A 22,384-nucleotide genomic window follows, 5' to 3' on the forward strand; every position below is an offset into this window, starting at 1 on the left:
CCCTGTCCGATATGACCGCGCTCGCCTCGTCCAATGGACCCGGCGATGAGGCTCGCCATCCTCGGCGGCACCGGGCGGACGGGCCACCTCCTGATCGACGAGGCGCTCGTGCGGGGCCACGAACTGCGGGTCCTCGCGCGGCGTCCGGAGGCGGTGCATCGGCAAGGCGATCTGCTGACCGTGGTGCCCGGCGACGCCCGCGACCCGGAGGCGTTGCGGCAGCTCGTGGAGGGAACGGAGGCGGTGGTCAGCGCCCTCGGCCCGGTGAAGGGCGGCCCACCTGACGTGATGACGCTGACGGCGCGGCACCTCATTCACGTGCTGCCAGAAGAGGGGATTCGCCGCCTCGTCACCCTGACGGGCGCGGGCGTGCCCCACCCCGGCGACCACCCGAAGCCCGCCGACCTCGTGTTCCGCACCCTGCTGCGCCTCCTCCAGCCCGACGTGATCCGCGACTCGCTGGCGCACGTGGACCTCATCCGCGAGAGCGACCTCGACTGGACGGTCGTGCGGGTGCCCCGGCTCGGCGACGGCCCCATGAAGCCCCTCAAGGTCGGGCTGGTGGGCGACATCAGCACCCTCGTCACCCGCGCGAGCGTGGCCCGCTTCATGCTGGACGCGGTGGAGGGGGGCGAGCATGTCCGGCAAGCGCCCGCCATCAGCAACTGAGACTGGGAAGCCTCGACTGCCAGACTTCCGGACGGGGGTCCCGGCGTGAGGGCCGCCCGCCTCCACTCGTTCGGCCCGCCGAGCGTGCTGCGGGTGGAGGAGGTCGCTTGGCCCTTCCCCGTGCGCGACGAGGTGCTGATCCGCGTCCACGCCTCCAGCGTCAACGGCACCGACCTGCGGCTGCGCGCGGGTGGGCTGGGCTTCCTCGCGGCGGGCCAGTTGCCGCTGACCCCCGGCTTCGACGTGGCGGGCGAGGTCGCCGGGTGCGGCCCGGAGGTGACGGCCTTTCGGCCCGGCGAGCGGGTGTACGCCCTGCTCGGCCACGGGGGGGGCGGGGCCGCCGAGTATGTGACGGCCCGCCAGTCGCGGGTAGCCCTCGCTCCGGCCACGCTGCCCCTGACGCACGCGGCGGCGGTGCCCCTCGCCGGGCTGACCGCCCTCCAGGCCCTGCGCGGGGTGGGGCGGCTGCGCGCGGGCGAGCGGGTCCTCGTGTACGGCGCTGCGGGCGGCATCGGTGCCTTCGCGGTGGCGCTGGCGCGGCTGTTCGGTGCCCACGTCACGGGGGTCGCACGGGCCGCCAAGCTGGATTATGTGCGGAGTCTCGGTGCCCACGAGGTCGTCGCCACCGGGGAGCTGAACTTGAGCGGCGGGGAGCGGTGGGACCTCATCCTCGACACGCCGCCCGCCCTGCCCTTCACGCGGGCGCGGGAGGCCCTGACGCCGAGCGGGCGGCTCGTGAGCACCAAACCCGTTCCCCTGCACCCCGCCGAGATGTGGGCGAGCCTGAGCCAAACGGGGCCGCGCTTCACGGGCGTGCGGACGGCGGAACGCGGGCTGGACCTCGCCCTGCTCTCGCGCCTCATCGACGCCGGGGAACTGCGGGTGCCGCTCGACCGCACCTTCCCGCTGGAGGACATCCGCGCCGCCCACGAGTACGCCGAGGGACCGGAGGTGCGCGGCAAGGTCGTCGTGACGATGGTGGGGGAGTAGGGCGGGGCGGGCGTTCGGGGACCTTCTTCCACCGTCCTTCCGCCGTCGAAAAGCCTGGACAGGCGTTGCTTGCTACCCCCCACCCAACCTCCCCCACAAGGGGGAGGGGAAAAAGCACCCCTTCTCGAAGCCCTCCCACCATGAGTGGAGGGAAGGCGAGGCCGCGCGTGCTCGTCCCGTTCACGGGAGCTTGACTCTCTCCCCCTTCCCCGAACTGCCGATCTACACTCCCGCCATGCCCTCCGACCCTGCCCTCCGGGAGCACATCCGCCGCGAGCTGCACGTCCGTCCCGAGATAGACCCCGCCGCCGAGGTGGAGCGCCGGGCGGCCTTTCTGGCAGCCTACCTGCGGCAGACCCCGGCGCGCGGCTTCGTGCTGGGTATCAGCGGCGGGCAGGACAGCACGCTGGCCGGGCGGCTGTGCCAGCTCGCCGCCGAGCGGGTGCGCGAAGGGGGCGGGGACGCGACCTTCCTCGCCATGCGGCTGCCCTACGGGGTGCAGGCGGACGAGGTGGACGCGCGGACCTCACTCGCCTTCATCCGGCCCGACCGCACCGTGACCGTGAACATCAAGGGGGCTGCCGACGCGAGCGCCGAGGCCGCCCACGAGGCGCTGGGCACGCCGCTGCGGGACTTCGTGCGCGGCAACATCAAGGCGCGCGAGCGGATGATCGCCCAGTACGCGGTCGCTGGGCAGGAAAACCTCCTCGTCGTGGGCACCGACCACGCGGCGGAGGCGGTGACGGGCTTCTTCACGAAGTACGGGGACGGCGGGGTGGACCTCACGCCGCTGACGGGCCTGACGAAACGGCAGGGGGCGCGAGTTCTTCAGCACCTCGGCGCACCCGAGAGCACCTGGCGCAAGGTCCCCACCGCCGACCTGGAGGACGACCGCCCCGGCCTCCCCGACGAGGTGGCCCTGGGTGTAACTTACGGGCAGATCGACGATTACCTGGAAGGCCGCGAGGTGCCGGAGCAGGTCGCCGAGCGGCTGGAGGCGCTGTTCATAGCGACCCGCCACAAACGCGCCGTCCCCGTCTCCCCCTTCGACGAGGTGCTGGGGAACGAGGGGCTGCCGCGCCCGCCCCGGTAGAGGAGGTCTGTGCTTTTGCCCCTTGAATGCCGGATGTACAAGAGCGGGCGTGCCAGACGTTGTGTCGTTCTCCCTCTCCCCTTGCGGGAGAGGGCCGGGGAGAGGGGTGACGAACCACGCTCGTCCTTCTTCAAGACGATGAAAACACTCCTTCTCTCCAGTTCGTGATTCACATCAACCGTTCCCTGGGGGAGGCCGGGACTGACACGGCTCCGTAGGTGAGGGGGTGAACAGGCCCAGCCACTCAGCCAACGGGCTTCTCAGCTCCCCCCTCGTTGTACTCCGCCTCCGACGCCCGCTTGACCGGGTTGTTCCGCGTGAGGGGCGTCTCGGCCTCCGCTCCCCTCATGCCCTCGTTGCTGGGCGTGGGACCGGGCAGGAAGCGGTTGCCCAGCGCGAGGAAGTCGGCGGTGAGTTGCGGGGCGAGGGCCTGGGCGTAACGCAGCAGCAGGGCGGGACCGCCGATCATCGCCTCGGCGTCGCCGCGCACGAGGGCATCCACGCAGCGGCGGGCGGCCTCGGCGGTGTCCAGCGACAGCAGGGGGAGGTTGTCGGCGGTGGCGAAGAGGGCGTATTCCTTCTGGGCCTGCCCCTTGACCCGCGCGTGGCGGGGGCTGCCCGTCTGCATCAGCCACGGGCAGACGGTGGTGACGGTCACGCCGTCGCGGGCGAGTTCGGCGCGCAGGGCCTGACCCAGCCCCGTCACGGCGAACTTGCTGAAGGAATACGGCGTGAGGTGCGGCACGGCGACCTTGCCCCCGATGGACGACACGATCAGGACCCGCCCCTTCGACGCGCGCAGCAGCGGCAGGGCGAGACGGGTCAGCCGCAGCGGCGCGAAGGCGTTGATCTCCATGATCTCGCGGAAGTCCTCCTCCGTCATGTTCTCCAGCGGCCCGACCTGAATCAGCCCCGCGTTGTTCACGAGCACGTCCAGCCCACCGTGAACGCGGGCGGTCTCCTCCACGGCGCGGTCGAGGTCGGCCTTGTTCGTCACGTCGCCCGTGATCGTGTGGACGGTTCCTCCCCGGCCCCGCAGGTCGGCGGCGGCGCGGTCGAGGTCGGCGGCGGTGCGGGCGAGCAGGGTCACGCGGGCACCACGGGCGACGAACTCGCGGGCGAGCGCCAGCCCCAGCCCGCGCGAGCCGCCCGTGATCAGGACGCTCCGGCCCGTCAGGTGGTAGGGGGCGACGAGGGCGCGGCGGCCCACGAGGGCGGCCAGCCCGGCGGCGAGCAGCAGACGCTTGGGGGGACGAAAGGGGCTTCGGCTCATGCCCAAAGTCTGAAGCCCCCCCGCCCGCCGCCCCCTTAGAGTGAAGGCATGGACAACGCCGAGCCTCTGCCCGCCCGCACCCTCTTCACGCGCATCATCGCCCGCGAACTCCCCAGCGACGTGGTATACGAGGACGACCGCTTCATCGCCATCCGCGACATCGCGCCGAAGGCCCCCATCCACCTCCTCGTCATCCCCAAACGGGTGACGGCGCGCGTGGACGAGATCGAGGATGCCGCCGAGATGGGCGAGTTGTTCCTCACCGCCACGAGGGTGGCCCGCCAGCACGCCCAGGATTACCGCCTCGTCGTGAACTGCGGACCCGGAGGAGGGCAGATGGTCTTTCACACCCACGTCCACATCCTCGCCGGGTGGGAGAACGGACCGGAGGGGGACACGCAGTGAGCGGGCTGCCCTTCGACGCCATCCTCTTCGACTTCGACGGCGTGCTCGTGGACAGCGAGGGCCTGGGCAGCCGCGCCTGGGTCGAGGCGCTGGGCGAGCACGGCCTGACCTTCACCGTGGAGGACTTCGCGGCGGCGGTCGTGGGCCGCACCCATTCCGCCGTCTACGACTGGCTCCGCACCGACCACGGTTGGACCCCGCCCAAGGACTTTCAGACCTTCCTGGACGGACGATTCGAGGCCGTCTTCGAGGAACTTCTCCCCATCGAGGGTGCCCACGCGACCCTAGCGGCCCTGCGCGCGGCGGGCATCCCCTTCGCGGTGGCGAGCAACACCGAGCCGGGAAAGCTGCACCCCAAGCTCGTCAAGGCGGGGCTGGCCGACCTCATTGGCGGTCATGCCTATGACCTCGGGTCCGTTCATGGGCGCGGAAAACCCCAACCCGACATCTACGTCCACGCGGCGGCGGCCCTCGGCGTTCCCCCCGTCCGCTGCGTCGTCGTGGAGGACAGCCTGACGGGCGCGACGGCGGGCGTGGCGGCGGGCGCGACCGTGTGGGGAATGCTCGCCACCGGGCACGCCCACCCCGCCAACACTCAGGCTCTTCTGGACGTGGGCGCGGCGCGGGTGCTCAGGAGCCACGCGGAGTTGCAGGAGGCGTTGGGGCTGAATATGCCGACCTGAATTGAAGGCAGGTTCTCTGCCTATCGCCGTAAGATGACCCCATGACGGACGCCGCCCCCCTGCTGGCTCGGAGGGGGCCATGAGCGAGGCCGAGTACCTGCGTTCCGAGCGCGAGAGTCCCTACAAGCGGGAATATGTGGGGGGCAACGCGTACCCTCTACACGCTCAGGCGGGGGCGAGCGGGGAGCATGTGCGGATCAGCGGACGTGTCATGGCGGCGCTCCTGCCCGACGCCGACCGCCAGGGCTGCCGCCTCTGCCAGTCCGACATGAAGCTCTACAGCCGGGCTACATCGAGCTATTTCTATCCCGACGTGATGCTGGTGTGTGGTGGCGAACAGCCCGACCGCTCCTACGAGATTTCGCCCTGCCTGCTCGTGGAAGTCCTTTCCGGCAGCACGGCGCACAACGACCGCCGCCACAAGCACGCGGTCTACACGGCGATCCCGACCCTCCAGACCTACCTCATCGTGGCGCAGGACGAGCGGTATGTCGTGGAGTACCAGCGCGGGGAGGAAGGCTGGTCCATGCGCGAGCATCGCGGGGAGGGGCAGGCGGCGATTCCCTGCCTGAACCGTTCGCTGACCCTCGACGAGATGTACCGGGGCGTGCTGTAGGTTCCCGCGCGCTCACACCATCGGCAACTCGATCATCCCGCCCGCGCTCTCCTCGCGCCCCTCCATGCGCGCCGCCACCGCGCGGCCCGTCGGCGTCTGGGCCAGCCCGCCCTCCGCCGTCTCGCGGAGTTCGGCGGGCATGAGTCGCCCGACCTGCGCCATCGCCCCCACCACCTCGTCGGGCGGGATGAAGGATTCGAGCTGGGCGAGCGCGAGTTGCGCCGCGCTGACCGCATGAACGGCGAAAAAGGCGTTGCGGCTCACGCAGGGCACCTCCACGTAGCCGCCCACCGGGTCGCACACGAGGCCGATGGTGTTCATCAGGGCGAGGGACGCGGCGTGGACGCAGGCGCGGGGGCTGCCGCCGAGCAGTTCGGTGACGGCGGCGGCGGCCATCGCGGCGCTCGACCCGATCTCGGCCTGACAGCCGCCCGCCGCGCCCGAGATGAACATGCGCTTGCTGATCGCCTTGCCCACGCCCGCCGCGAGGATGAGGGGGTCCACCAGCCGCTCGTCCCCGATGCCGAGGTGGTCGGCCACGCCGAGCAGCGCCCCCGGAATCGTGCCCGCGCTCCCCGCCGTCGGCGCGGCGACGATGCGGCCCATGCGGGCGTTCTCCTCGTTCACGGCCATCGCGTAGGCCTGCACCCGCCTCAGCAGCGGTGCCCCCAGCACGTCCGGCGCGTCCCACAACCCCTTCGCGTTCCAGCCCACCATGCCCGTGATGCTCTTCGCGTCGCTTCGCAGGCCCCGCTCGACCGACGCCCGCATCTCCCCGATGCGGCGGGCCATCTCCGCGCGGATGTCCGCCGGGTCCAGCCCCGTCTCGGCGCAGTCCTGCGCGAGCACCCACGCGGAGGCGGGCGAGGGGGCGGTCATGAGGTCGTGGAGGGTGGTCATGGGGGGAACTCCTTTGAAGTGGGTCGAGGGGTCTGGAAGTCGAGAGGTCGAGGGAGAGATGCCACCGGGGTTTCTCGACTTCTCGACTCCTCGACTCCTCGACGGACGGTGCTAGCCGTCCATGAGCTTCGGCAGCAACCGCACCCACCCCATGTCCGGCCAGCGGCGCAGGAAGGCGAGGGCTTCGGGGCTGAGGGGCTGGTCGAGTTCGATGGCGAGAAGGGCCTGGCCGCCCCGGTTCTCGCGGGTGCAGGTCAGGGTGGCGATATTCACGCCGTCGGCGGCGACCGTGCTCGCCACGCGGGCGATCATGCCCACCGCGTCGGGGTAGCGCAGCAGCAGCGTGGGGCTGGCTGCGCCGAAGTTGACGCCGAGGCCGCCCACCTCCGTCACCCGGATGACGCCGCCGCCCGTGGAGCTGCCCTGCACCGTCACCGCCGCCGTCTCGCCGTGCAGGTCGAGGTGGGCCGTGTTGGGGTGAACGTCGCCGAGGTCCACGTCGCGGAACTCCACCGTCAATCCCGCCGCCTCGGCCTCCTCGAAGGCTTTCGGCAAGCGGGGGTCGTCGGGCGCGTACCCCAGCAGCCCCGCCACGAGCGCGAGGTGAGTGCCGTGGCCGCGCCCCGTCTTGGCGAAGGAGGCGTGCAGGCCGATGGTCGCCCGCCGGGGCGCTTCCCCGAGGAGATGATGGGCAACCAGCCCCAGACGGCACGCGCCCGCCGTGTGGCTGCTGCTCGGCCCGATCATCACGGGGCCGATCATGTCGAGCAGGGACATAGGGACAGTATAGAGAATGTTTCTTGAATGAAGATTCAATTAAGCAGCGTGAGGAACTTCAGCCTTTTTGAGGCGTACATACGTACATTATGACATGGCTCTTTGAACTACTACCTGGAATAAATGAACTCATCGAAATTCGTCTAAAGCATCCACCCTTTGAAGTGATAGAGTATATATTCAACTCCCATTTTCTTGTTGTAGCTGTATATAGCTTTGTACTCTACCTTTTTACCTGTGTCGCTATAACCGGCTTTCCTAAATATTTTAGAATATTGTGGATTCTTCTCAAGAAATTTTATTACAAGGAGGGGAAGTTTTACCCGATCTTATATTTGGTCGTTGGCACATTTTATGCCATTGTTTGGATTACCTTTACATTTGAAGCAAGGGAGGTGTTTTTTAACTATAGCTACGATTCGAATAATTTTCTGTTCACCTTAACTGTTTTTCTGATCATTCCGCAGGTTAGGATTCTTCTTCTTTCAGTTCCGAAGTTTGCGATTCAGATGATGAACGATATAAACTGGAGGTTGAATGAAATAGAGGATAATTTCTGAAAAACTGCAAGAAATATCGTGGTAGTCAGCCGTTCATCAAATTGTAGGGAACTTGAGGATTTTACTCTTCACCCCACCCCCGCCGCCGCCCGCAGCGCCCGCCCACTCACCTCGGCCTGCCCCAGCGCGGCGCGGGCGAGGGGTACACGCACCCGGTTCGGGGCGTGGGCGAAGACCTTGAGCATGGTGCGGGCAATCGCCCCGGCCCCCGTGCGCGGCGAGAGGAAGGCGTGCCACTCGGCGGCGGGCAGCGCGAAAAAGGCGCGGAAGAACGCGGGCAGCATGTCCCCCGGCAGGGCGAGCAGGGCCTCGGCGTCCAGCAGCGAAATCTCGCGGGCGGCGCGGCGCTCGGGCGGCCACAGGGCGTCCCACCCGGCCCGGACAGCCTGGGTTGGACTGTGCATGTCCAGCGCCCCGGCCACCGCGCAAGCGACCCCCGGCGCGTCCGCCAGCGCCCCGACCATCTGAAAGCCGCTGATGGGGTGGACGAGGCCCGCCGCCGACCCGAAGGCGAGGACCGGGCCGGGCGCGGGCGCGGCGGTATTCATGGGGAAGGCGACCCACTCGGTCGTCTCGATTTCGCGGGGGGGCGTGCCCTGCGCGGCGAGACGGGCGTGGAGGCGGCGCTCCAGCAGGGCGCGCGTCAGACCGGGGCGGGCGATCAGGCTCGTCTCTTCCACGAGGTAACGGTCGCCGCCGAGGTGCATGGTGTAGAGGAAGGTCGGCGCGGCGCGCACCTCGTCCGGCGGGAGGTGTCCGGCCCGGTAGTCCATCCAGACCATGCCGCCGGGTGGGCCGGGCGGGCGGTCGAAGCGGGCCACGAGTCCGAAGGCCGTCTGGAGGGCCGCGCCGTGCGGGCGCACGGGCCGCGTCACACCGCCGCCGTGCCCCCCCGCGTCCACGACGAGCCGGGCGCGCCACCGCTCACCGCCCGCGCCCGTGACCTCCCAACCCTCCCCCACCTGCTCGGCGTGCTGCACCATGCCAACGGTCCACGTCAGGCGCGGCCCCGCCCGCGTGAGCAGCGTGTCGAGCAGGCGGGCGTTGTCGAACATGGCATAGGGCCGCAGGAGGGGCGTGGGGTCCTCCCCGGTGTACGCCCGAACGTCGGTCCACACGTCGGCGAGGCAGGGGCGGACGGGGGCGGGCACCTCGTCCAGCCACGCGCCATAGGTGGCGGGAAAGGGGCGCGGCGGGTGGGGCGCGACGAGGCGCACGCTCAGCCCGCACGCGGCGAGTTCGGCGGCCAGCCCCAGCCCGGAGGGACCGCCGCCGATCACCAGCGCGTCCGTAAGGTGTGTGCGTGACGCCATTACGGGCAGCCTAACGCGGCGGTGGCGGGCGCGAGTGTGGGAAGGCACGCCGGGTCACGGGTCTGACTGCCGGGTAAGCCCAACGTCAAGCCATCCTCAAGTCGGAGTGTGCCCCCTGCGCCCGCGCCCCGCCGGGCCAGCCGCTAGCCTGCCGGGCATGACGCGCCCCCGCCGCCTCCCCCGCGCCCTGACCCTCGGCGTGCTGGCCGTGACCGTGACCGCCGCCCTGACCGCCTGTTCCGCCACCGCCGACCTGCCCGGCACCCTGAACCGCGCCGTGAACACCCGTGGCCTGACCGTCGCCACCGACCAGAGGTACGGCCCGGACGCGCGCAATGTGCTGGACGTATACGCGCCGCCCAGCGCCCGGAACGCGCCCATCGTGCTGTTCGTCCACGGCGGCTCGTGGCAGGGGGGCGACAAGGCCATCCACCGCTTCGTCGGCGAGAGCCTGGCCCGCGCCGGGTACGTGACGGGCGTGATGAACTACCGCCTCGCGCCGCAGAACCGCTACCCCGCCTTCGTGCAGGACGCGGCCTCTGCGTTGAGGTGGCTGCGCGACAACGGCGGCAAGTTCGGCGGCGACCCCGACGTGCTGTTCATGACCGGGCACTCGGCGGGAGCCTTCAACGCGGTGGAGGCGGTGGACAACGAGCGCTGGCTGCGTGAGGCGGGCGTGCCCATCCGCGCTGTGCGGGGCGTCATCGGCATCGCCGGGCCGTACTCCTACGACTTCCGCCAGTTCGACAGCCGGGTCGCGTTCCCCGAGGGCAGCACCCCCGATCAGGTCATGCCCGACCGCCACGTGAGGAGGGACGCGCCGCCCCACCTCCTCCTCGTCGCCGCGAACGACACCACCGTCTACCCGCAGAACGCGTTGAGTCTGGAAGCGGCGCTGAGGCGCGCGGGCGTGCCCGTCACCCGCACGGTGCTCCCGCGCCTCAACCACGTCACCATCATCGCGGCGGTCGCCCGTCCCCTGACATTCCTGGGGGGAACGCGGCAACAGATGATTGATTTTATCGAGAAGAACCGGCCACGATAGAGAAGTCTTCGACCGTTCTTGAGACCGACCCGCCACACAGGAGTCGGTCTCTTCTCTTTCGTTCGGTGCCCTACGCTGAGGAGGTGTCTGCCGTCTTACGCGTCGCCGGTCTGGACTTTGAGATAGACCGTCTCCTTGCTCAACTGGACTTCTCGCCCTACCTCATCCGTCGGCGAGGCGAATTGAACTTCTCTGGCCGCCCCCACGAATTCTCCTCGTTCAACGCAGAGGTCAGCGGGGCCGATATGCAGGCTGCCGAGCAGCAGATTATGGATGCTCTCGCCTTTATGCAACGACATGAGGCCGCGTTGCTGGTGTTATCAGAGTTTCCCGGTGTGGATGATCGAACGCTCGACTTCGGCATCGAGGAACGGGATGTGGCCCACCACGTTGATTCATTCCCATACGAATTGCTTGCCGCTCTGGGGCGGTTCAGAATCAACCTCGACGTGTCACGTTACCCGCGCACCCCGGAGGACGGCACCCCGGCCTGAACGACCGACGCATGGGGCACCAACTGCCGCCAGCTCTGCACGTTCCCCACCTGCACGGTCACGAAGCGTTCCAGCGCCCGCCACAGCGCGGGCCGCTCGTCATCGGGGACGGGGGCCTCCATGCTGGCGCGCACGGGACGGCGCACGACGTTTCGCAGGAAGTCCAGACTCGTGGGCGGGTAGGCGGACAGACTCGCGCACGCGCCGCACAGGAGTTGGCCGCCGAGGGGGTCGGGGTGTTCGGGGTGGGCCGCGCCGCAGCGGGCACAGCGGGCGGTCTGGAGGACGAACCCCGCCAGCCCCAGCAGCTTGTGGCTCATCACGAGGGCCACCCACTCCGGGTCCGGCTGGTGGGAGATGCCGCGCAAGGCCCCCGCGAAGAGGTCGAACGCCTGCTCGCTGAACTCGCCCTCCTGAAAGAGCGCGTCGGCGAGTTCGGCCATCAGGTGCGCGAAGGCGTACCGCTCCGGCTCGGCCAGCCTCGGCAGCGCCCCTTCCAGTACGGCCTGCTGCACGGTGGCGAGGTCGGCCTGCGGCGTCTGGTACACCTGCGCGCCGACGTGGTGGAAGAGGTTCAGGCGGCTGGCGAGCGGCCCGCGCACCCCGCCCCGCGCGATGGCCTTCACCTTGCCCTGCGGCGTGAGCAGCGTGACGATGATGTCGCCAGCGGGCGTCACGCGCCGCCGGATCACGATGCCGCTGCGGGTCGTGCTGCGCGACCTCATGGGGCCTCCTGCGCCGGAGCGTGGGGGAGGCAAACGCGGGACTCACGCTGTAACGACTCCTCCGGCACCCGACCGGAAGGAATGAATCTCAGCGCATCCCGTCTCACTCGCCGATTCTAGAGCTTCAACTCAGGGCGGACGGGGCGGGGGGCACGGTTCTCAGGGTTCGGGGAGGCGTCGCGCGATGGGGCAAGCAGGACTTGCCACCCCTCCCGGTCTCAACGGTCCCGTCGTTCAGCGCGACGTTGCAGACGCCCACAGTCGCAACCGCCCATCATCTTCAAAGCTCTCTTCCCGGCGTCAGCCCTGGCACGTTCCGTCCTTCCCGGTCCCCTTACACTGCCCCCCATGAGCGATCCTCCACCCAAGCGTCACAGCGCCCGCGACGTGCTGCGGGAACTGTTTCCCGAGTCGTACCGCGAGCTGTTCGGCGAGGAGCCGGGGGGCGGGCCGCCCACGCTGGGGCTGTACCCGGTGGCGGACGGTCGCCTCGCGCTCGTCCACGGTGAGCAACTGGCCGAGTTCACGCCCATCGAGCCGAAGGGGCGCAACGCCCTGCACTGCGACCTGTGCCACTACACCCGCTCGCGCAGCGAGGCCGCCCTCTACCGCGTGGTCGTCGCCGCCCGCCGCACCCGCTACGTGACGCTGTGCCTGGGCACCGAGAGCTGTCAGAAGCGTGCCGGACATCGCAGCCTGGAGACGCTGGCCGACCGCATCTTCCCCATTGAGCCTGTTTACGCGGAGTGACGGGAGCGGTCGGCGGTCCGGTCCTCCTGGGAGTGGCAAGTCGTGACGCAAGTGCCTACGCTGCCGCCGACGCTGGCTGGGCAACAGTTGACGGGCCTCAGTGACTCCCTGACGCTCCCATGACAAACGGCTGAAGGAACGGGCCAGAGCGTTTTGGTCCCGTCCGGCCTACGCTGCCCATGTGGAAGGCTTCTGGGCGGAGCTGCGGCTGATGGAGGGCCTGGTCGCCGCGTTCGTGCTCAGTGGCCTCATCGGCTGGGAGCGCGAGCGGCGCAACCGCAGCGCGGGCCTGCGGACGCACATCCTCGTGGGCGTGAGCGCGGCCCTCTTCGTCGTGCTCGCCGACACCCTGATCGTGCGCTTCGCGGACGACTCCTCGCAGGTCCGCTTCGACCTCGTGGGCGTGCTCGGCGCGGTCGTCAGCGGCGTGAGCTTCCTCGGCGCGGGAGCTATCTTCTCCGACCGTCGGGGCGAGGGGGCGAAGGGCCTCACGACGGCGGCGGGCCTCCTCGCCACGGCGGGCGTCGGGGTGGCGTGTGGCCTGCATCTCTACGTGCTGGCGGCGGGGTCGACCGCCCTCTTCCTCTTCACCCTGGGCTGGCTCGCCCCCCTCGTCGGGGAGAAGGGGGAGAAAATGGTGGACGAGGAGCGCGCGGGCGAGCGGGAGGCGAAGGAGCAGCGGGCGGGGGACTGAGCCTGGGCAGGAGAGGCTGACTACCACTTCCCAGCTTTCCCCACAAACGCCTGAGTTGAACCACAGATCGGGCAGTGGCTATATTTTCGCCGTCTGGCAGAAGGACGAGCGTTGCTCGTCACCCCCTCCCCGACCCTCTGCAAGCAGCTCTCCGAGTCCCCCACAAGGAGGGAGGGAGCAAATGGCACGTCTGGAACGCTCACTTTCTCTTGACATCAGGCGTTACGAGGTGGGGGCGGCCAGAGGGTGTGTTCTCCCGCAAGCAGATCGGAGGCAGCGGCTCTATCACCTGCTGCTGACCGCTAAAAGCTGACGGCTGAAAGCTCCTCCCTTTGACTCCCCGGCAAGGATTGTATACAGTATCCACTATGACCTCCTTCGAGCGCCCCACCCTCGTGCGGGACGGCGTGTATGGGCACCTGAGACAGGCCGTGCTGGACGGCGAGATCGCGCCGGGGGAGCGGCTGGGGGAGGTCGAACTCGGGGAGCGGCTGGGGGTGAGCCGCACGCCGATCCGCGAGGCGCTGATGCGGCTGACGCAGGACGGGCTGCTGGTGGCGGAGGCGAACAAGGGCGTGCGCGTCCGCACCGTTTCCGCCACCGAGGCGCGGGAGACCTACGTGGTGCGCGAGGAGTTGGACGGCCTGGCCGCCGCCCTCGCCGCCGGGTCGCACACGCCCGCCGACGCCGCCCGCCTGAACGCCGCGCTCTCGGCCCTGAACGGGGTGCGGGGGGAGGACTACCGCGAGCAGACGCGGCTGGACCTCGCCTTTCATCAGAGGGTGACGCTCGCCGCACACAACGCCGCCCTCGCCGACCTCGCGCGCGGGCTGGCGCTGCGGGTCACGCTCATCAAGCACCAGACGCGCACATACAATGCCCACCCCCAGACGGAGGCGCAGCACGCCGCCATCCTCGCCGCCATCCTCGCCCGCGACGCGGAGGCCGCCAGAGAAGCCGCCCGAGTCCACGTCCGTACCTTCGCCGCCCTCGTCCTGCACGACCTCGGAGAGCAACCATGATCGACCAGATGTACCGCAAGGCCGTCCTTACCGTCTCGGGGCAGAAGCCCGTGGAGGCCCTCGTCCGTTCGCGCGGCTCCAACCTGGCGCGGCGCTTCGTGGCGGGCGAGGACGTAGGCAGCGCCATCGCCGCCGTCAGGGAGCTGGCAGGTGACGGCATCCTCGGCAACCTCGACCTCCTCGGCGAGTTCGTCACGTCGCCCGAGACGGCGAACGAGTTCGCGGGGAACGTGCTGAGGCTGCTGGACGCCGCGCACGCCGCCGGGCAGAAGCCCTACGTCAGCGTGAAGCTCTCCAGCGTCGGGCAGGGGATGACGGTGCAGGGTGGTGAGGGGAACGGTCAGGACCTCGGCCTCACGAGCGCGCGGCGCATCGTCGGGAGGGCGCGGGAGTACGGCGGCTTCGTGTGCCTGGACATGGAGGACCACCCCCGCGTGGACGTGACGCTGGCGCAGTTCCGCACCCTGGTGGGCGAGTTCGGGCGCGAGCATGTCGGCACCGTTCTCCAGAGCTACCTCTACCGCTCGGAGGCCGACCGGGACGGGCTGGACGACCTGCGGCCCAACCTCCGCATCGTGAAGGGCGCGTACCTCGAACCCGAGACGGTCGCCATGCCGAACAAGGCGGACGTGGACGCGGCGTACCGTCGGCTGGTGTTCGCGCATATGAAGGCGGGCAACTATGTCAACGTCGCCACCCACGACGAGGGCATCATCGGGGACGTGGAGCATTTCGCGCTCGCGCACGGCATTGCGCGCGACGCCTTCGAGTTCCAGATGCTGTACGGCATCCGGCGCGACCTCCAGCGCGACCTCGCCGCGCGGGGCTACCGGGTGCGGGCGTACATCCCCTACGGCTACGACTGGTATCCGTACTTCTCCCGCCGCATCGCCGAGCGCCCCGCCAACGTGATGTTCGTGCTGCGCGGGATGCTGAGGGGCTGAGCCGGGATGCCGGAGCCCGACCCCACCGGGGACACCTTCGAGGTCCGCCTGGGCAACGGGGGAGAACTGACCGTGACCCTGGGCGACCGTTCCATCGGCTACCTGATCGAGATGCTGTGGTTTCTGCGCGAGGGCAAGAGCAGCGGCGGGCGGGTCCGCTTCGACGCCGACTCCGGTCTGGAGGGGAATGTCAATTCCATTACCCTCATCCGGCGCTAGACGAAGACCACCACACTGTCCCCTATGTTCAGGAGTGCCGAGATGACGAACGTTCCAACACAGGCTCAATTTTCACGGAAGGCCGGGGGCTGAGCCGTGGACCTCATCGGGGTGACGGGGGCACCTGGCAACGTGGGCACGCCGCTCGTGCGGGCGCTGCTTGCGCGGGGAGCGCGGGTGCGGGTGCTGGCCCGGAGGCCGGAGCGGGCACACGAGGAGTTCGGGGACGCGCCGGGGCTGGAGTACGCGGGGTTCGAGTTCGGCAACCGCCGCACCTACGTCTCTGCCCTTCAGGGAGTGAGGCGGCTGTTCATTACCCGCCCGCCCCAACTGAGTCAGGTCGAGCGCGACATGGTGCCCGCCCTCGACGTGGCGCTCGGCGCGGGCGTGGAGCGGATGGTGCTGCTCTCGCTGCAAGGGGCCGAGCGCCTGACCTTCGTGCCGCACGCGAAATTGGAAAAGTATCTCAAGGAGAGCGGGGCCGAGTCCACCTTCCTGCGCCCCTCCTTCTTCATGCAGAACCTGACGACGACGCACCTGCCGGAGCTGCGGAAGGGTGAAATCTACGTGCCCGCCGGGAAGGGCCGCACGAGCTTCGTGGACGTGCGCGACGTGGGCGAGGCGGGGGCGGTGGTGCTAACGGGGGACGGGCACGCGAACCGCGCCTACGAGCTGACCGGGAGCGAGGCGCTGACCTACGAGGAGGTCGCCCGCAGGCTCACGGCAGTGACGGGGCACCCAATTCGCTATACCGATCCCAATCCGATCACCTTCTTCCGCCACATGCGGGCGCGCGGGGTGGCGACCGGGCAGATCGTCGTGATGGAGGGCATCTACGCGACCGCGCGCTTCGGCCTCGCGGGGCGAGTGACGCCCGAGCTGGCCGGGTTGCTGGGGCGGTCGCCCCGCACCGTGGACGAGTTCGCGCGGGACAGCGTGCCCACCATTCTCGGTGAGAACGAGTGACCTTTCCCGACCCCGGCCATGTCAACGGCTTCTACCTGCGGCAGTTTTTCGGCATGATCGGCTGGGCGGTGGGCGGGCACGATCACCCGCTGGAGTACGTGGACCCGCGCACTCCGGACGGTCTGGACGCCATCGCCACGCTGCTCATCCCGCATCTGGACGTGCTGGGGGAGGCGCAGGAGGCGGCCCTCGCCCGCACCTGGGCCTACGCCCTCGCCGAGTTCGACGACCGTGACCTCGCGTGGTTCCTGCTCGGCAGCCTGCCCTTCGCGCCGCCGCACCCGCGCGTCTTTCTCACGGAGGTCGCCCGACGCCTCTTCCCGGCAGGGCTGCCCGCCCACGACCCGCACGCCCGGCGCGTCGACCGCCCCGAGGATTCGCTGTTCGACCTCGTGCCGCCGGGGTGAGGTGGAGAAGTGGACAGCTCCGTACGAGTCAACGCTTACTGGCTGAGAGAGTTTCTTTGGGCGACCGGGTGGCACATCGACGCCGACGATCATCCTCTCAACCGACTCAATATGGAGAACGCCACCAGTCGCGCTCTTCTCTGCGAGAATTACTTGATCCCAGAACTCAATGATCTCAGCGTCGTACAGCAACGCATGGTCAAGGAGACTCTGAGATACGCGCTCAATTTCTTCTCTAAGAAGGAGTGGGAGTGGTACACGCAGGATGCACTCCCCGACATCACCGATACACCTGAGGAGATGTTTGCAGACCTTTGGGGAATGTTATTTCCCGGCGAACCCTGGCACCTCGACTCCGATGAAGGGTACTTCCGTCACGACGACCGAGAAGATGCCCTCTTCCTCGACCGCTACCGCTATGGCCGCTTTTAAGGCTTGAAAGGATAACCCCATGCTCAAGATTCAGGACTACCGCCCCCAGCCCTTCATCGACTTCACCCGGCCCGAGAACGTCGAGGCGTACCAGGCAGCGTTGAAGAAGGTTCGCGCCGAACTGCTCGGCAAGCACTACCCCCTCGTCATCGACGGTGAGCGGGTGGATACGGCGGAAAAGCTGACCTCCCTCAACCCCTGCGACACCTGCGAGGTCGTGGGGACGACGGCGAAGGCGACGGTCGAGGACGCCGAGCGTGCGCTCCAGGGCGCGTGGCGGGCCTTCGAGACGTGGAAGACGTGGGACATGGACGCCCGCGCCCGAATCCTGCTGAAAGCCGCCGCGATCCTGAAACGCCGCCGCCTGGAAGCGTGTGCGCTGATGAGCGTGGAGGTCGGCAAGAACTACGCCGAGGCGGACGTGGAGGTGGCCGAGGCCATCGACTTCCTAGAGTATTACGCCCGCAGCGCGATGAAGTACGCGGGCTTCGGGGCCGCCGAGACGACGTGGTACGAGGGCGAGGAGAACGGGCTGATGTACCTGCCGCTCGGCGTGGGCGTGTCCATCTCGCCGTGGAACTTCCCGTGCGCGATCTTCCTGGGGATGCTCGCCGCGCCCATCGTGGCGGGCAACTGCGTCATTGCCAAGCCCGCCGAGGACTCGGGCCTCATCGCCGGTCTCATGGTGAACATCCTGCTGGAAGCCGGGCTGCCCGCCGGGGTCCTTCAGTTCCTGCCCGGCGTGGGCGCGGAGGTGGGCGAGTACCTCACCACGCACGCGCGGACGCGCTTCATCACCTTCACGGGGTCGCGGGCGGTGGGCCTGCACATCAACGAGGTCGCCGCGCGGGTGCAGCCCGGCCAGCGGTGGATCAAGAAGGTCATCCTCGAACTCGGTGGCAAGGACGCGATGATCGTGGACGAGACCGCCGACCTCGACGTGGCCGTGACGGCGGCGGTGCAGGGGGCCTTCGGCTTCAACGGGCAGAAGTGCTCGGCCATGAGCCGCCTGATCGTGGTGGACGAGGTGTACGACCGGGTGGTGGGGGCCTTCGTGGAGCGTGCCCGCGCGCTGAAGGTGGGCACGGGCGAGGAGAACGCGAACGTCACGGCGGTCGTCAATCAGATGAGCTTCGACAAGGTGAGCAGCTACCTGGAGATCGGCCAGCAGGAGGGCAAAGTGCTGCTGGGGGGCGAGGCCCCCGGCGAGCACGGCAGCAAGAAAGGGTACTACGTCCAACCCACCATCTTCGGGGACGTGAAGCCGGAGGCCCGGCTCGCCCAGGAGGAAATCTTCGGCCCGGTCGTGAGCGTGTTGCGTGCCCGCGACTGGAACCACGCGCTCGAAATCGCCAATTCCACCCAGTACGGTTTGACGGGCGGCGTGTGCAGCAATGACCGCGCGCGGCTGGAGCAGGCGCGGCGCGAGTTCGAGGTCGGCAACCTGTACTTCAACCGCAAGATCACGGGGGCCATCGTCGGCGTGCAACCTTTTGGCGGCTACAACATGAGCGGCACCGACTCGAAGGCGGGCGGGCCGGACTACCTGGCGAACTTCCTCCAGCTCAAGACGGTGACGGAGCGGTGGTGAGGGGAGCGGTCAGCTCTCAGCGGTCAGCTCTCAGCCGTCAGCAGGGCCGGGGGGCGTTGAGCTGCAAGTGGCGGCGGGACATGGACTTCCTTGCTTCTGCTCCCTTCAAGAAACTCCACCTGCACCACGAAACAAGCGTGTAAAACGGGCTTTTTCCGCCCTCTCCCCTTGCAGGAGGGGGCTGGGGAGAGGGGTGGCAAGCAACGCTTGTCCTTCACGCCGAAGCAAAGCCGGAACAACTCGATCTCGGTCGCTTCCCACACCGGGGGCGGCTTTTTAATTCCCTGCCAGCAGCGTGTCTACGATGAGCGCCCCACCCAGCACCGCCGGAATCCCGCCGCCCGGATGCACGCCCGTTCCGACCTGCCACAGCCGGGGGGCGGGGCGATACGGCTGTGGGTGGAGGGGGCCGCCGCGCCACACAGGAAGGGCCGACCCATACATCGCGCCGCCGGGGTGCCCACCTGCCGCGTAGTGGGCGGGCGGCAGCGCCACCACGTCCCGCGCGGAGGCGAGCAGGCCCGGCACGCCGAGGGTGTGCTCCACCCGCTCCACCTGTAGGCGGACCCACGGGTGGTCGGGGCCGAGGTGAGCAGCGGTGGCGGGCGCAGTGAGCAGCACGGCGAGGCGTGGCCCGTCCGCGTGGACGAGGGCGAGGGTATCGGGTGGCAAGGCTCCGGACCTCACGGCGGCGCGGAAGGTGGCGAAGCTGGCGGGCGGCAGAACGGAGGTGGCGGGCAGCGGCGCAGATTCTGGCAGGGCGGCGTACAGGGCCACTCCGCTCACCGTGCGGCGAGAGACGGGCGAGCGCACCGGACGACCCCTCAGCGTGGCGAGGCGGGCCGGGTCCAACGCACTGACAAGGAGATCGTGACGCCGGACCTCTCCCCCAATGAGGGTAAGCGTCGCGGTGCCTGCGTCCACGCGGACGATCTCGGCCCCCTCCTCCACCCGCACGCCGCTCGCCTTCCCCAATTCCAGCAGCGTGTCCAGCAGGGTGCCCATCCCCCGCGCGGGCCGGGCGACATTCCCCGCAATCAAAGCGGGCAGCAGGGCATACAGGGCAGGCGCGTCCTGCGGCGGCAGCCCCGCGTTCAGCGCGTGCGTGCGGACGGCGTGGGCCAGGGCGGGTGGCAACCGCCGTGCCCTCACCCACGCCTCGGCAGTGAGGTGGCCCCCCAGAACACGAAACAGGGCCGCACTCGCCCGCCGAAATATCGGGTCCATCAGGCGCGGCGGCGTGGTGAGGAGCGTTTCCATATGGGACGCGACGGGCTGGACGGACGCCCGGTACGCCTCCCAGGCCCCCTCCAGCTCATGTCCCGCCGGGACGGGCAGCGGCACCGGGCCGAACGGCGTGTGGTGGACACCCAACCCACCGGGCAGCGGTCGGAGGTCCAGCGGGTCCCCCTCCCCCAGCCGCGCCAGGAACGCCCGCCACACCCCCGGAAAGGTGAAGAGGCTCGGCCCGGTGTCGAACTCCAGCCCCCCCACCGTGACCCGCCGCAGCTTGCCGCCCGCCCGGTCCCGCTCGTAGACGTGGACAGCGTGCCCCCGCTCAGCCAGGAGTGCGGCGAGCGCGAGACCCGCGAGACCGCCGCCGAGGATGCCGATGGAGAGGCTGTGGGCTGTGGGTTGTGGGTTGTGAGAGGGAGGGTGGTGTCTTTGCTGACGGCTGACGGCTGACGGCTGACCGCTCAAGGCCACAGCCCCCGCGCCAGCAGGTACACCAGCCCCACCCCCGCCACCGTCCCCACGATCCAGGGCGTGACGATGCTCAGCGGGTAGAGGCGGGCGGCGCGTTCGGGCGTCGGCTCACGCAGCAGGGCCAGCGCCATGCCCCCGCAGACGAGCCACAGCGCGGCGGCGGTGAGACGGCTGACGGGCCAGAGGAGCAGCCCCGCGACCACGAACCACCCCAGCGCGTAGCGGGCGGTCCCGGACACGCCGAGGACGGTGGCGACCGTGCGCGTTCCCGCGAGGCGGTCGGCGGGCACGTCCTGCGCGGCGTCGAAGGCGTGCTTGCCCACCGAGTAGGCCATCAGCGCGGCGAGGGGCAGCCACGGCACAGATGCGCCGAGGACCAGGGCAGGCAGCGCGAGCGGCAGCGCGTAGGCGACGTTGCTCAGCCCGTCGGGGCCGGGGCGACCTTTCAACCGGACGGGCGGCAGGCTGTACGCCGTGAAGAGGGCCACCGCCGTCAGCAGCACCGCGAGGGCGGCGGGCGGCAACACCAGCGCGAGCGCGGCCAGATACGGCACGTTCAAGGTCAGAATGGCGACGAGCAGCGGCCCGGCCTCCCCCACCCCCAGCCGTGCCCCCTGCCAGCCCCCCTTGCGCGGCGAGGCGGCGTCCTCCTCCCGGTCGGCGAGGTCGTTCAGCCCGTAGATCAGGAGGTTGAAGGGCAGCGTCAGGTACGCGAGGAGCGCCAGCACGCCGGAATCGAGCGTGTACAGGTGCCCGGTGAGCCACACCCCCGTCACCAGCGGCCCGACCGTATTGACCCACAGCGCCGGACGCGACACGGCGAGCAGGCGGCGCAGAGGCAGCCGAATGGGGACGGTAAGGGTACGCATGGGCAGGGAGTCAGGGGGCAAGAGGAGGAGGGTGAGCGGAGGCGCGAATGTTTTTCTTCCTCTCCCCTCGTGGGTGACTCGGAGAGCTGCTGAGCAGAGGGCCGGGGTGAGGGGGCGTCTGACCATCTCCACCGCCCAATTCTTCCCCAGCGACCCACCCCACGTCGCCCCGCCATTCTAGGGAGGTGGCCCATCCCACGCCGGGCTATGCGTCCCCTTCTTTGCAGGCTACAAGCACAACCGCTATCAATCCTTACGGTCTCTTGCCCTGCCGCGTGTCGAAATAGGAACAGGATGGAAGGCATGGGCAGCCCCGGACGGGGCACGGACACCACAGCGATGTTCACCGCGTCGGAGGTGGAGTCGCGCGTGGGCGTGGCCGCCGCCACCCTGCGCCAGTGGGAGCGGCGCTACGGCTTCCCCGCCCCCGCCCGCAGCGCCAGCGGCTACCGCCTCTACTCCCCGCACGACCTCGCCCAGATCGAGGTGATGCAGTCGCACCTGCGGGCCGGGGTCCCGGCGGGCCGCGCGGCGCAGCTCACGCTGGAGGGGGCCGGGGGGGAGGATGAGGTCCCACGTGAACATGGCGGCTCCGAGAGTCCCTTCGTCCCCGAGTTGCTGAACGCGCTCGTCTCCGGCGAACTCGGGCAGGCGGGCAAGGTGCTGTCGCGGGCGCACGCGCAGCTCACCGTGGAGGACGTGCTGACCGGGGTGCTGACGCCCGTGCTGACCGAGATCGGCAGCCTGTGGGAGCGCGGTGAGATCACGGCGGCGCACGAGCACCGGGCGAGCGCGTACCTGCGCTCCCGGCTGGAGGCGTTGCAGGACGCGGTGGGCGGCGGGGAGTTCGGCCCGCGCGTGATCGCCGCGTGCGCGCCCGGCGAACTCCACGAACTCGGCCTGCTGATGATTTCGCTCGTGCTGCGGCGGCGGGGCGTGCGGACCGAGTACCTGGGCGCGAACATGCCGCTCGGCGACCTCGCCGTGTACACCCGCCAGCGCGGGGCGGACGCGGTGCTCCTCGCGCTCAACGGCGAGTGGGCGCTGGGGCCGACCCGTGCCCAGCGGCGGGACCTCGGTGATCTGGGGCTGCCCATCTTCTATGGTGGGGCGCTCCTGAACGCGCGGCCCGACCTCGCCGCCGAGTTGGGCGGGCACTACGCGGGGCCGGACGTGGTGCGGGCCGCCGACCTCATCACCGCGCACCTGCGGGCGGCAGCCCACGGCGGGAGGCGCTGAG

25 protein-coding genes are annotated in these 22,384 nt (G+C 69.5%); 18 read left to right on the top strand and 7 right to left on the bottom strand.

From position 1 onward, the window contains the following. Positions 1 to 45: 45 nt before the first annotated feature. The 3 genes from V3W47_RS07510 to nadE all read left to right on the top strand — a co-directional run bounded on the left by V3W47_RS07510 (position 46) and on the right by nadE (position 2,752). Complete coding sequence (locus tag V3W47_RS07510; RefSeq protein WP_331824577.1) at positions 46 to 669, top strand: NAD(P)-dependent oxidoreductase; 624 nt, start codon at positions 46 to 48, stop codon at positions 667 to 669. Positions 670 to 714: 45 nt separating this feature from the next. Further along, complete coding sequence (locus tag V3W47_RS07515) at positions 715 to 1,659, top strand: NADP-dependent oxidoreductase (protein ID WP_331824578.1); 945 nt, start codon at positions 715 to 717, stop codon at positions 1,657 to 1,659. A 235-nt stretch (positions 1,660 to 1,894) separates the two neighbouring features. Next, positions 1,895 to 2,752, top strand: a complete 858-nt coding sequence (gene nadE, locus V3W47_RS07520) for an NAD(+) synthase (protein ID WP_331824579.1) — start codon at positions 1,895 to 1,897, stop codon at positions 2,750 to 2,752. A 244-nt stretch (positions 2,753 to 2,996) separates the two neighbouring features. On the opposite strand, the gene V3W47_RS07525 is transcribed toward nadE, so the two are convergent. Beyond that, on the bottom strand, positions 2,997 to 4,025 hold the full coding sequence (locus V3W47_RS07525) for an SDR family NAD(P)-dependent oxidoreductase (RefSeq protein WP_331824580.1): 1,029 nt from the start codon (positions 4,023 to 4,025) through the stop codon (positions 2,997 to 2,999). 48 nt (positions 4,026 to 4,073) lie between these two features. Here V3W47_RS07525 and V3W47_RS07530 point away from each other — a divergent pair, with 48 nt between their 5' ends. The 3 genes from V3W47_RS07530 to V3W47_RS07540 all read left to right on the top strand — a co-directional run bounded on the left by V3W47_RS07530 (position 4,074) and on the right by V3W47_RS07540 (position 5,729). Continuing rightward, a complete protein-coding gene (locus tag V3W47_RS07530; RefSeq protein ID WP_331824581.1) occupies positions 4,074 to 4,430 on the top strand; it encodes a histidine triad nucleotide-binding protein in 357 nt (118 codons plus the stop codon). Further along, positions 4,427 to 5,113: an HAD family hydrolase gene (locus V3W47_RS07535; RefSeq protein WP_331824582.1), complete on the top strand. Its 687-nt coding sequence runs from the start codon at positions 4,427 to 4,429 to the stop codon at positions 5,111 to 5,113. Before V3W47_RS07530 ends, V3W47_RS07535 begins: the two co-directional genes overlap by 4 nt. A 79-nt stretch (positions 5,114 to 5,192) precedes the next feature. Continuing rightward, the gene (locus tag V3W47_RS07540) at positions 5,193 to 5,729 is read left to right on the top strand and encodes a Uma2 family endonuclease (protein WP_331824583.1); all 537 of its coding nucleotides are present in this window, start codon (positions 5,193 to 5,195) and stop codon (positions 5,727 to 5,729) included. Positions 5,730 to 5,741: 12 nt separating this feature from the next. Here V3W47_RS07540 and sdaAA read toward each other — a convergent pair whose 3' ends face one another. From sdaAA to V3W47_RS07555, 3 genes are all read right to left on the bottom strand, one after another. Continuing rightward, positions 5,742 to 6,629 carry an L-serine ammonia-lyase, iron-sulfur-dependent, subunit alpha gene (sdaAA, locus tag V3W47_RS07545; RefSeq protein WP_331824584.1) on the bottom strand — a complete coding sequence of 296 codons (888 nt, stop codon included), beginning with the start codon at positions 6,627 to 6,629 and terminating at the stop codon, positions 5,742 to 5,744. A gap of 111 nt (positions 6,630 to 6,740) precedes the next feature. After that, the gene (gene sdaAB / locus V3W47_RS07550; protein ID WP_331824585.1) at positions 6,741 to 7,406 is read right to left on the bottom strand and encodes an L-serine ammonia-lyase, iron-sulfur-dependent subunit beta; all 666 of its coding nucleotides are present in this window, start codon (positions 7,404 to 7,406) and stop codon (positions 6,741 to 6,743) included. 628 nt (positions 7,407 to 8,034) lie between these two features. Further along, positions 8,035 to 9,279, bottom strand: coding sequence for a lycopene cyclase family protein (locus V3W47_RS07555; RefSeq protein ID WP_331824586.1), 1,245 nt, complete (start codon positions 9,277 to 9,279; stop codon positions 8,035 to 8,037). A 157-nt stretch (positions 9,280 to 9,436) separates the two neighbouring features. Here V3W47_RS07555 and V3W47_RS07560 point away from each other — a divergent pair, with 157 nt between their 5' ends. Both V3W47_RS07560 and V3W47_RS07565 read left to right on the top strand, forming a co-directional pair. After that, a complete protein-coding gene (locus V3W47_RS07560) occupies positions 9,437 to 10,324 on the top strand; it encodes an alpha/beta hydrolase (protein WP_331824587.1) in 888 nt (295 codons plus the stop codon). Between the two features lie 83 nt (positions 10,325 to 10,407). Next, entirely contained in the window at positions 10,408 to 10,818 is a 411-nt protein-coding gene (locus V3W47_RS07565) for a hypothetical protein (RefSeq protein WP_331824588.1), read from the top strand. Here the strand turns inward: V3W47_RS07565 and recO are convergent. Beyond that, entirely contained in the window at positions 10,782 to 11,543 is a 762-nt protein-coding gene (recO, locus tag V3W47_RS07570; RefSeq protein ID WP_331824589.1) for a DNA repair protein RecO, read from the bottom strand. The genes V3W47_RS07565 and recO overlap by 37 nt on opposite strands. Before the next feature lie 348 nt (positions 11,544 to 11,891). On the opposite strand from recO, the gene V3W47_RS07575 reads away from it, so the two are divergent. The 9 genes from V3W47_RS07575 (at position 11,892) to pruA (ending at position 18,568) form a co-directional block, all read left to right on the top strand. Next, positions 11,892 to 12,293 (top strand): hypothetical protein, encoded by a 402-nt coding sequence (locus tag V3W47_RS07575; RefSeq protein WP_331824590.1) that lies wholly within the window; start codon positions 11,892 to 11,894, stop codon positions 12,291 to 12,293. 181 nt (positions 12,294 to 12,474) lie between these two features. Continuing rightward, positions 12,475 to 12,987 (top strand): MgtC/SapB family protein, encoded by a 513-nt coding sequence (locus tag V3W47_RS07580; protein ID WP_331824591.1) that lies wholly within the window; start codon positions 12,475 to 12,477, stop codon positions 12,985 to 12,987. Positions 12,988 to 13,355: 368 nt separating this feature from the next. Beyond that, entirely contained in the window at positions 13,356 to 14,009 is a 654-nt protein-coding gene (locus tag V3W47_RS07585) for a GntR family transcriptional regulator (protein ID WP_331824592.1), read from the top strand. After that, positions 14,006 to 14,953 (top strand): proline dehydrogenase family protein, encoded by a 948-nt coding sequence (locus tag V3W47_RS07590; RefSeq protein ID WP_331824593.1) that lies wholly within the window; start codon positions 14,006 to 14,008, stop codon positions 14,951 to 14,953. The genes V3W47_RS07585 and V3W47_RS07590 overlap by 4 nt, the downstream gene beginning before the upstream one ends. A gap of 6 nt (positions 14,954 to 14,959) precedes the next feature. Next, positions 14,960 to 15,172, top strand: a complete 213-nt coding sequence (locus tag V3W47_RS07595) for a hypothetical protein (RefSeq protein ID WP_331824594.1) — start codon at positions 14,960 to 14,962, stop codon at positions 15,170 to 15,172. Between the two features lie 96 nt (positions 15,173 to 15,268). After that, entirely contained in the window at positions 15,269 to 16,138 is an 870-nt protein-coding gene (locus V3W47_RS07600; protein ID WP_331824595.1) for an SDR family oxidoreductase, read from the top strand. Next, complete coding sequence (locus V3W47_RS07605) at positions 16,135 to 16,545, top strand: hypothetical protein (RefSeq protein ID WP_331824596.1); 411 nt, start codon at positions 16,135 to 16,137, stop codon at positions 16,543 to 16,545. The genes V3W47_RS07600 and V3W47_RS07605 overlap by 4 nt, the downstream gene beginning before the upstream one ends. A gap of 9 nt (positions 16,546 to 16,554) precedes the next feature. Beyond that, the gene (locus V3W47_RS07610) at positions 16,555 to 16,977 is read left to right on the top strand and encodes a hypothetical protein (RefSeq protein ID WP_331824597.1); all 423 of its coding nucleotides are present in this window, start codon (positions 16,555 to 16,557) and stop codon (positions 16,975 to 16,977) included. Positions 16,978 to 16,996: 19 nt separating this feature from the next. Further along, on the top strand, positions 16,997 to 18,568 hold the full coding sequence (gene pruA / locus V3W47_RS07615; protein WP_331824598.1) for an L-glutamate gamma-semialdehyde dehydrogenase: 1,572 nt from the start codon (positions 16,997 to 16,999) through the stop codon (positions 18,566 to 18,568). A 276-nt stretch (positions 18,569 to 18,844) separates the two neighbouring features. On the opposite strand, the gene V3W47_RS07620 is transcribed toward pruA, so the two are convergent. Then, the gene (locus V3W47_RS07620) at positions 18,845 to 20,182 is read right to left on the bottom strand and encodes a phytoene desaturase family protein (protein ID WP_331824663.1); all 1,338 of its coding nucleotides are present in this window, start codon (positions 20,180 to 20,182) and stop codon (positions 18,845 to 18,847) included. 83 nt (positions 20,183 to 20,265) lie between these two features. Further along, positions 20,266 to 21,144: a UbiA family prenyltransferase gene (locus V3W47_RS07625; RefSeq protein ID WP_331824664.1), complete on the bottom strand. Its 879-nt coding sequence runs from the start codon at positions 21,142 to 21,144 to the stop codon at positions 20,266 to 20,268. 303 nt (positions 21,145 to 21,447) lie between these two features. On the opposite strand from V3W47_RS07625, the gene V3W47_RS07630 reads away from it, so the two are divergent. Further along, positions 21,448 to 22,383 carry a MerR family transcriptional regulator gene (locus tag V3W47_RS07630; RefSeq protein ID WP_331824599.1) on the top strand — a complete coding sequence of 312 codons (936 nt, stop codon included), beginning with the start codon at positions 21,448 to 21,450 and terminating at the stop codon, positions 22,381 to 22,383. Position 22,384 lies beyond the last annotated feature (1 nt).

It is taken from the genome of Deinococcus sp. YIM 134068 (genome assembly GCF_036543075.1).
Classification (GTDB): domain Bacteria; phylum Deinococcota; class Deinococci; order Deinococcales; family Deinococcaceae; genus Deinococcus; species Deinococcus lichenicola.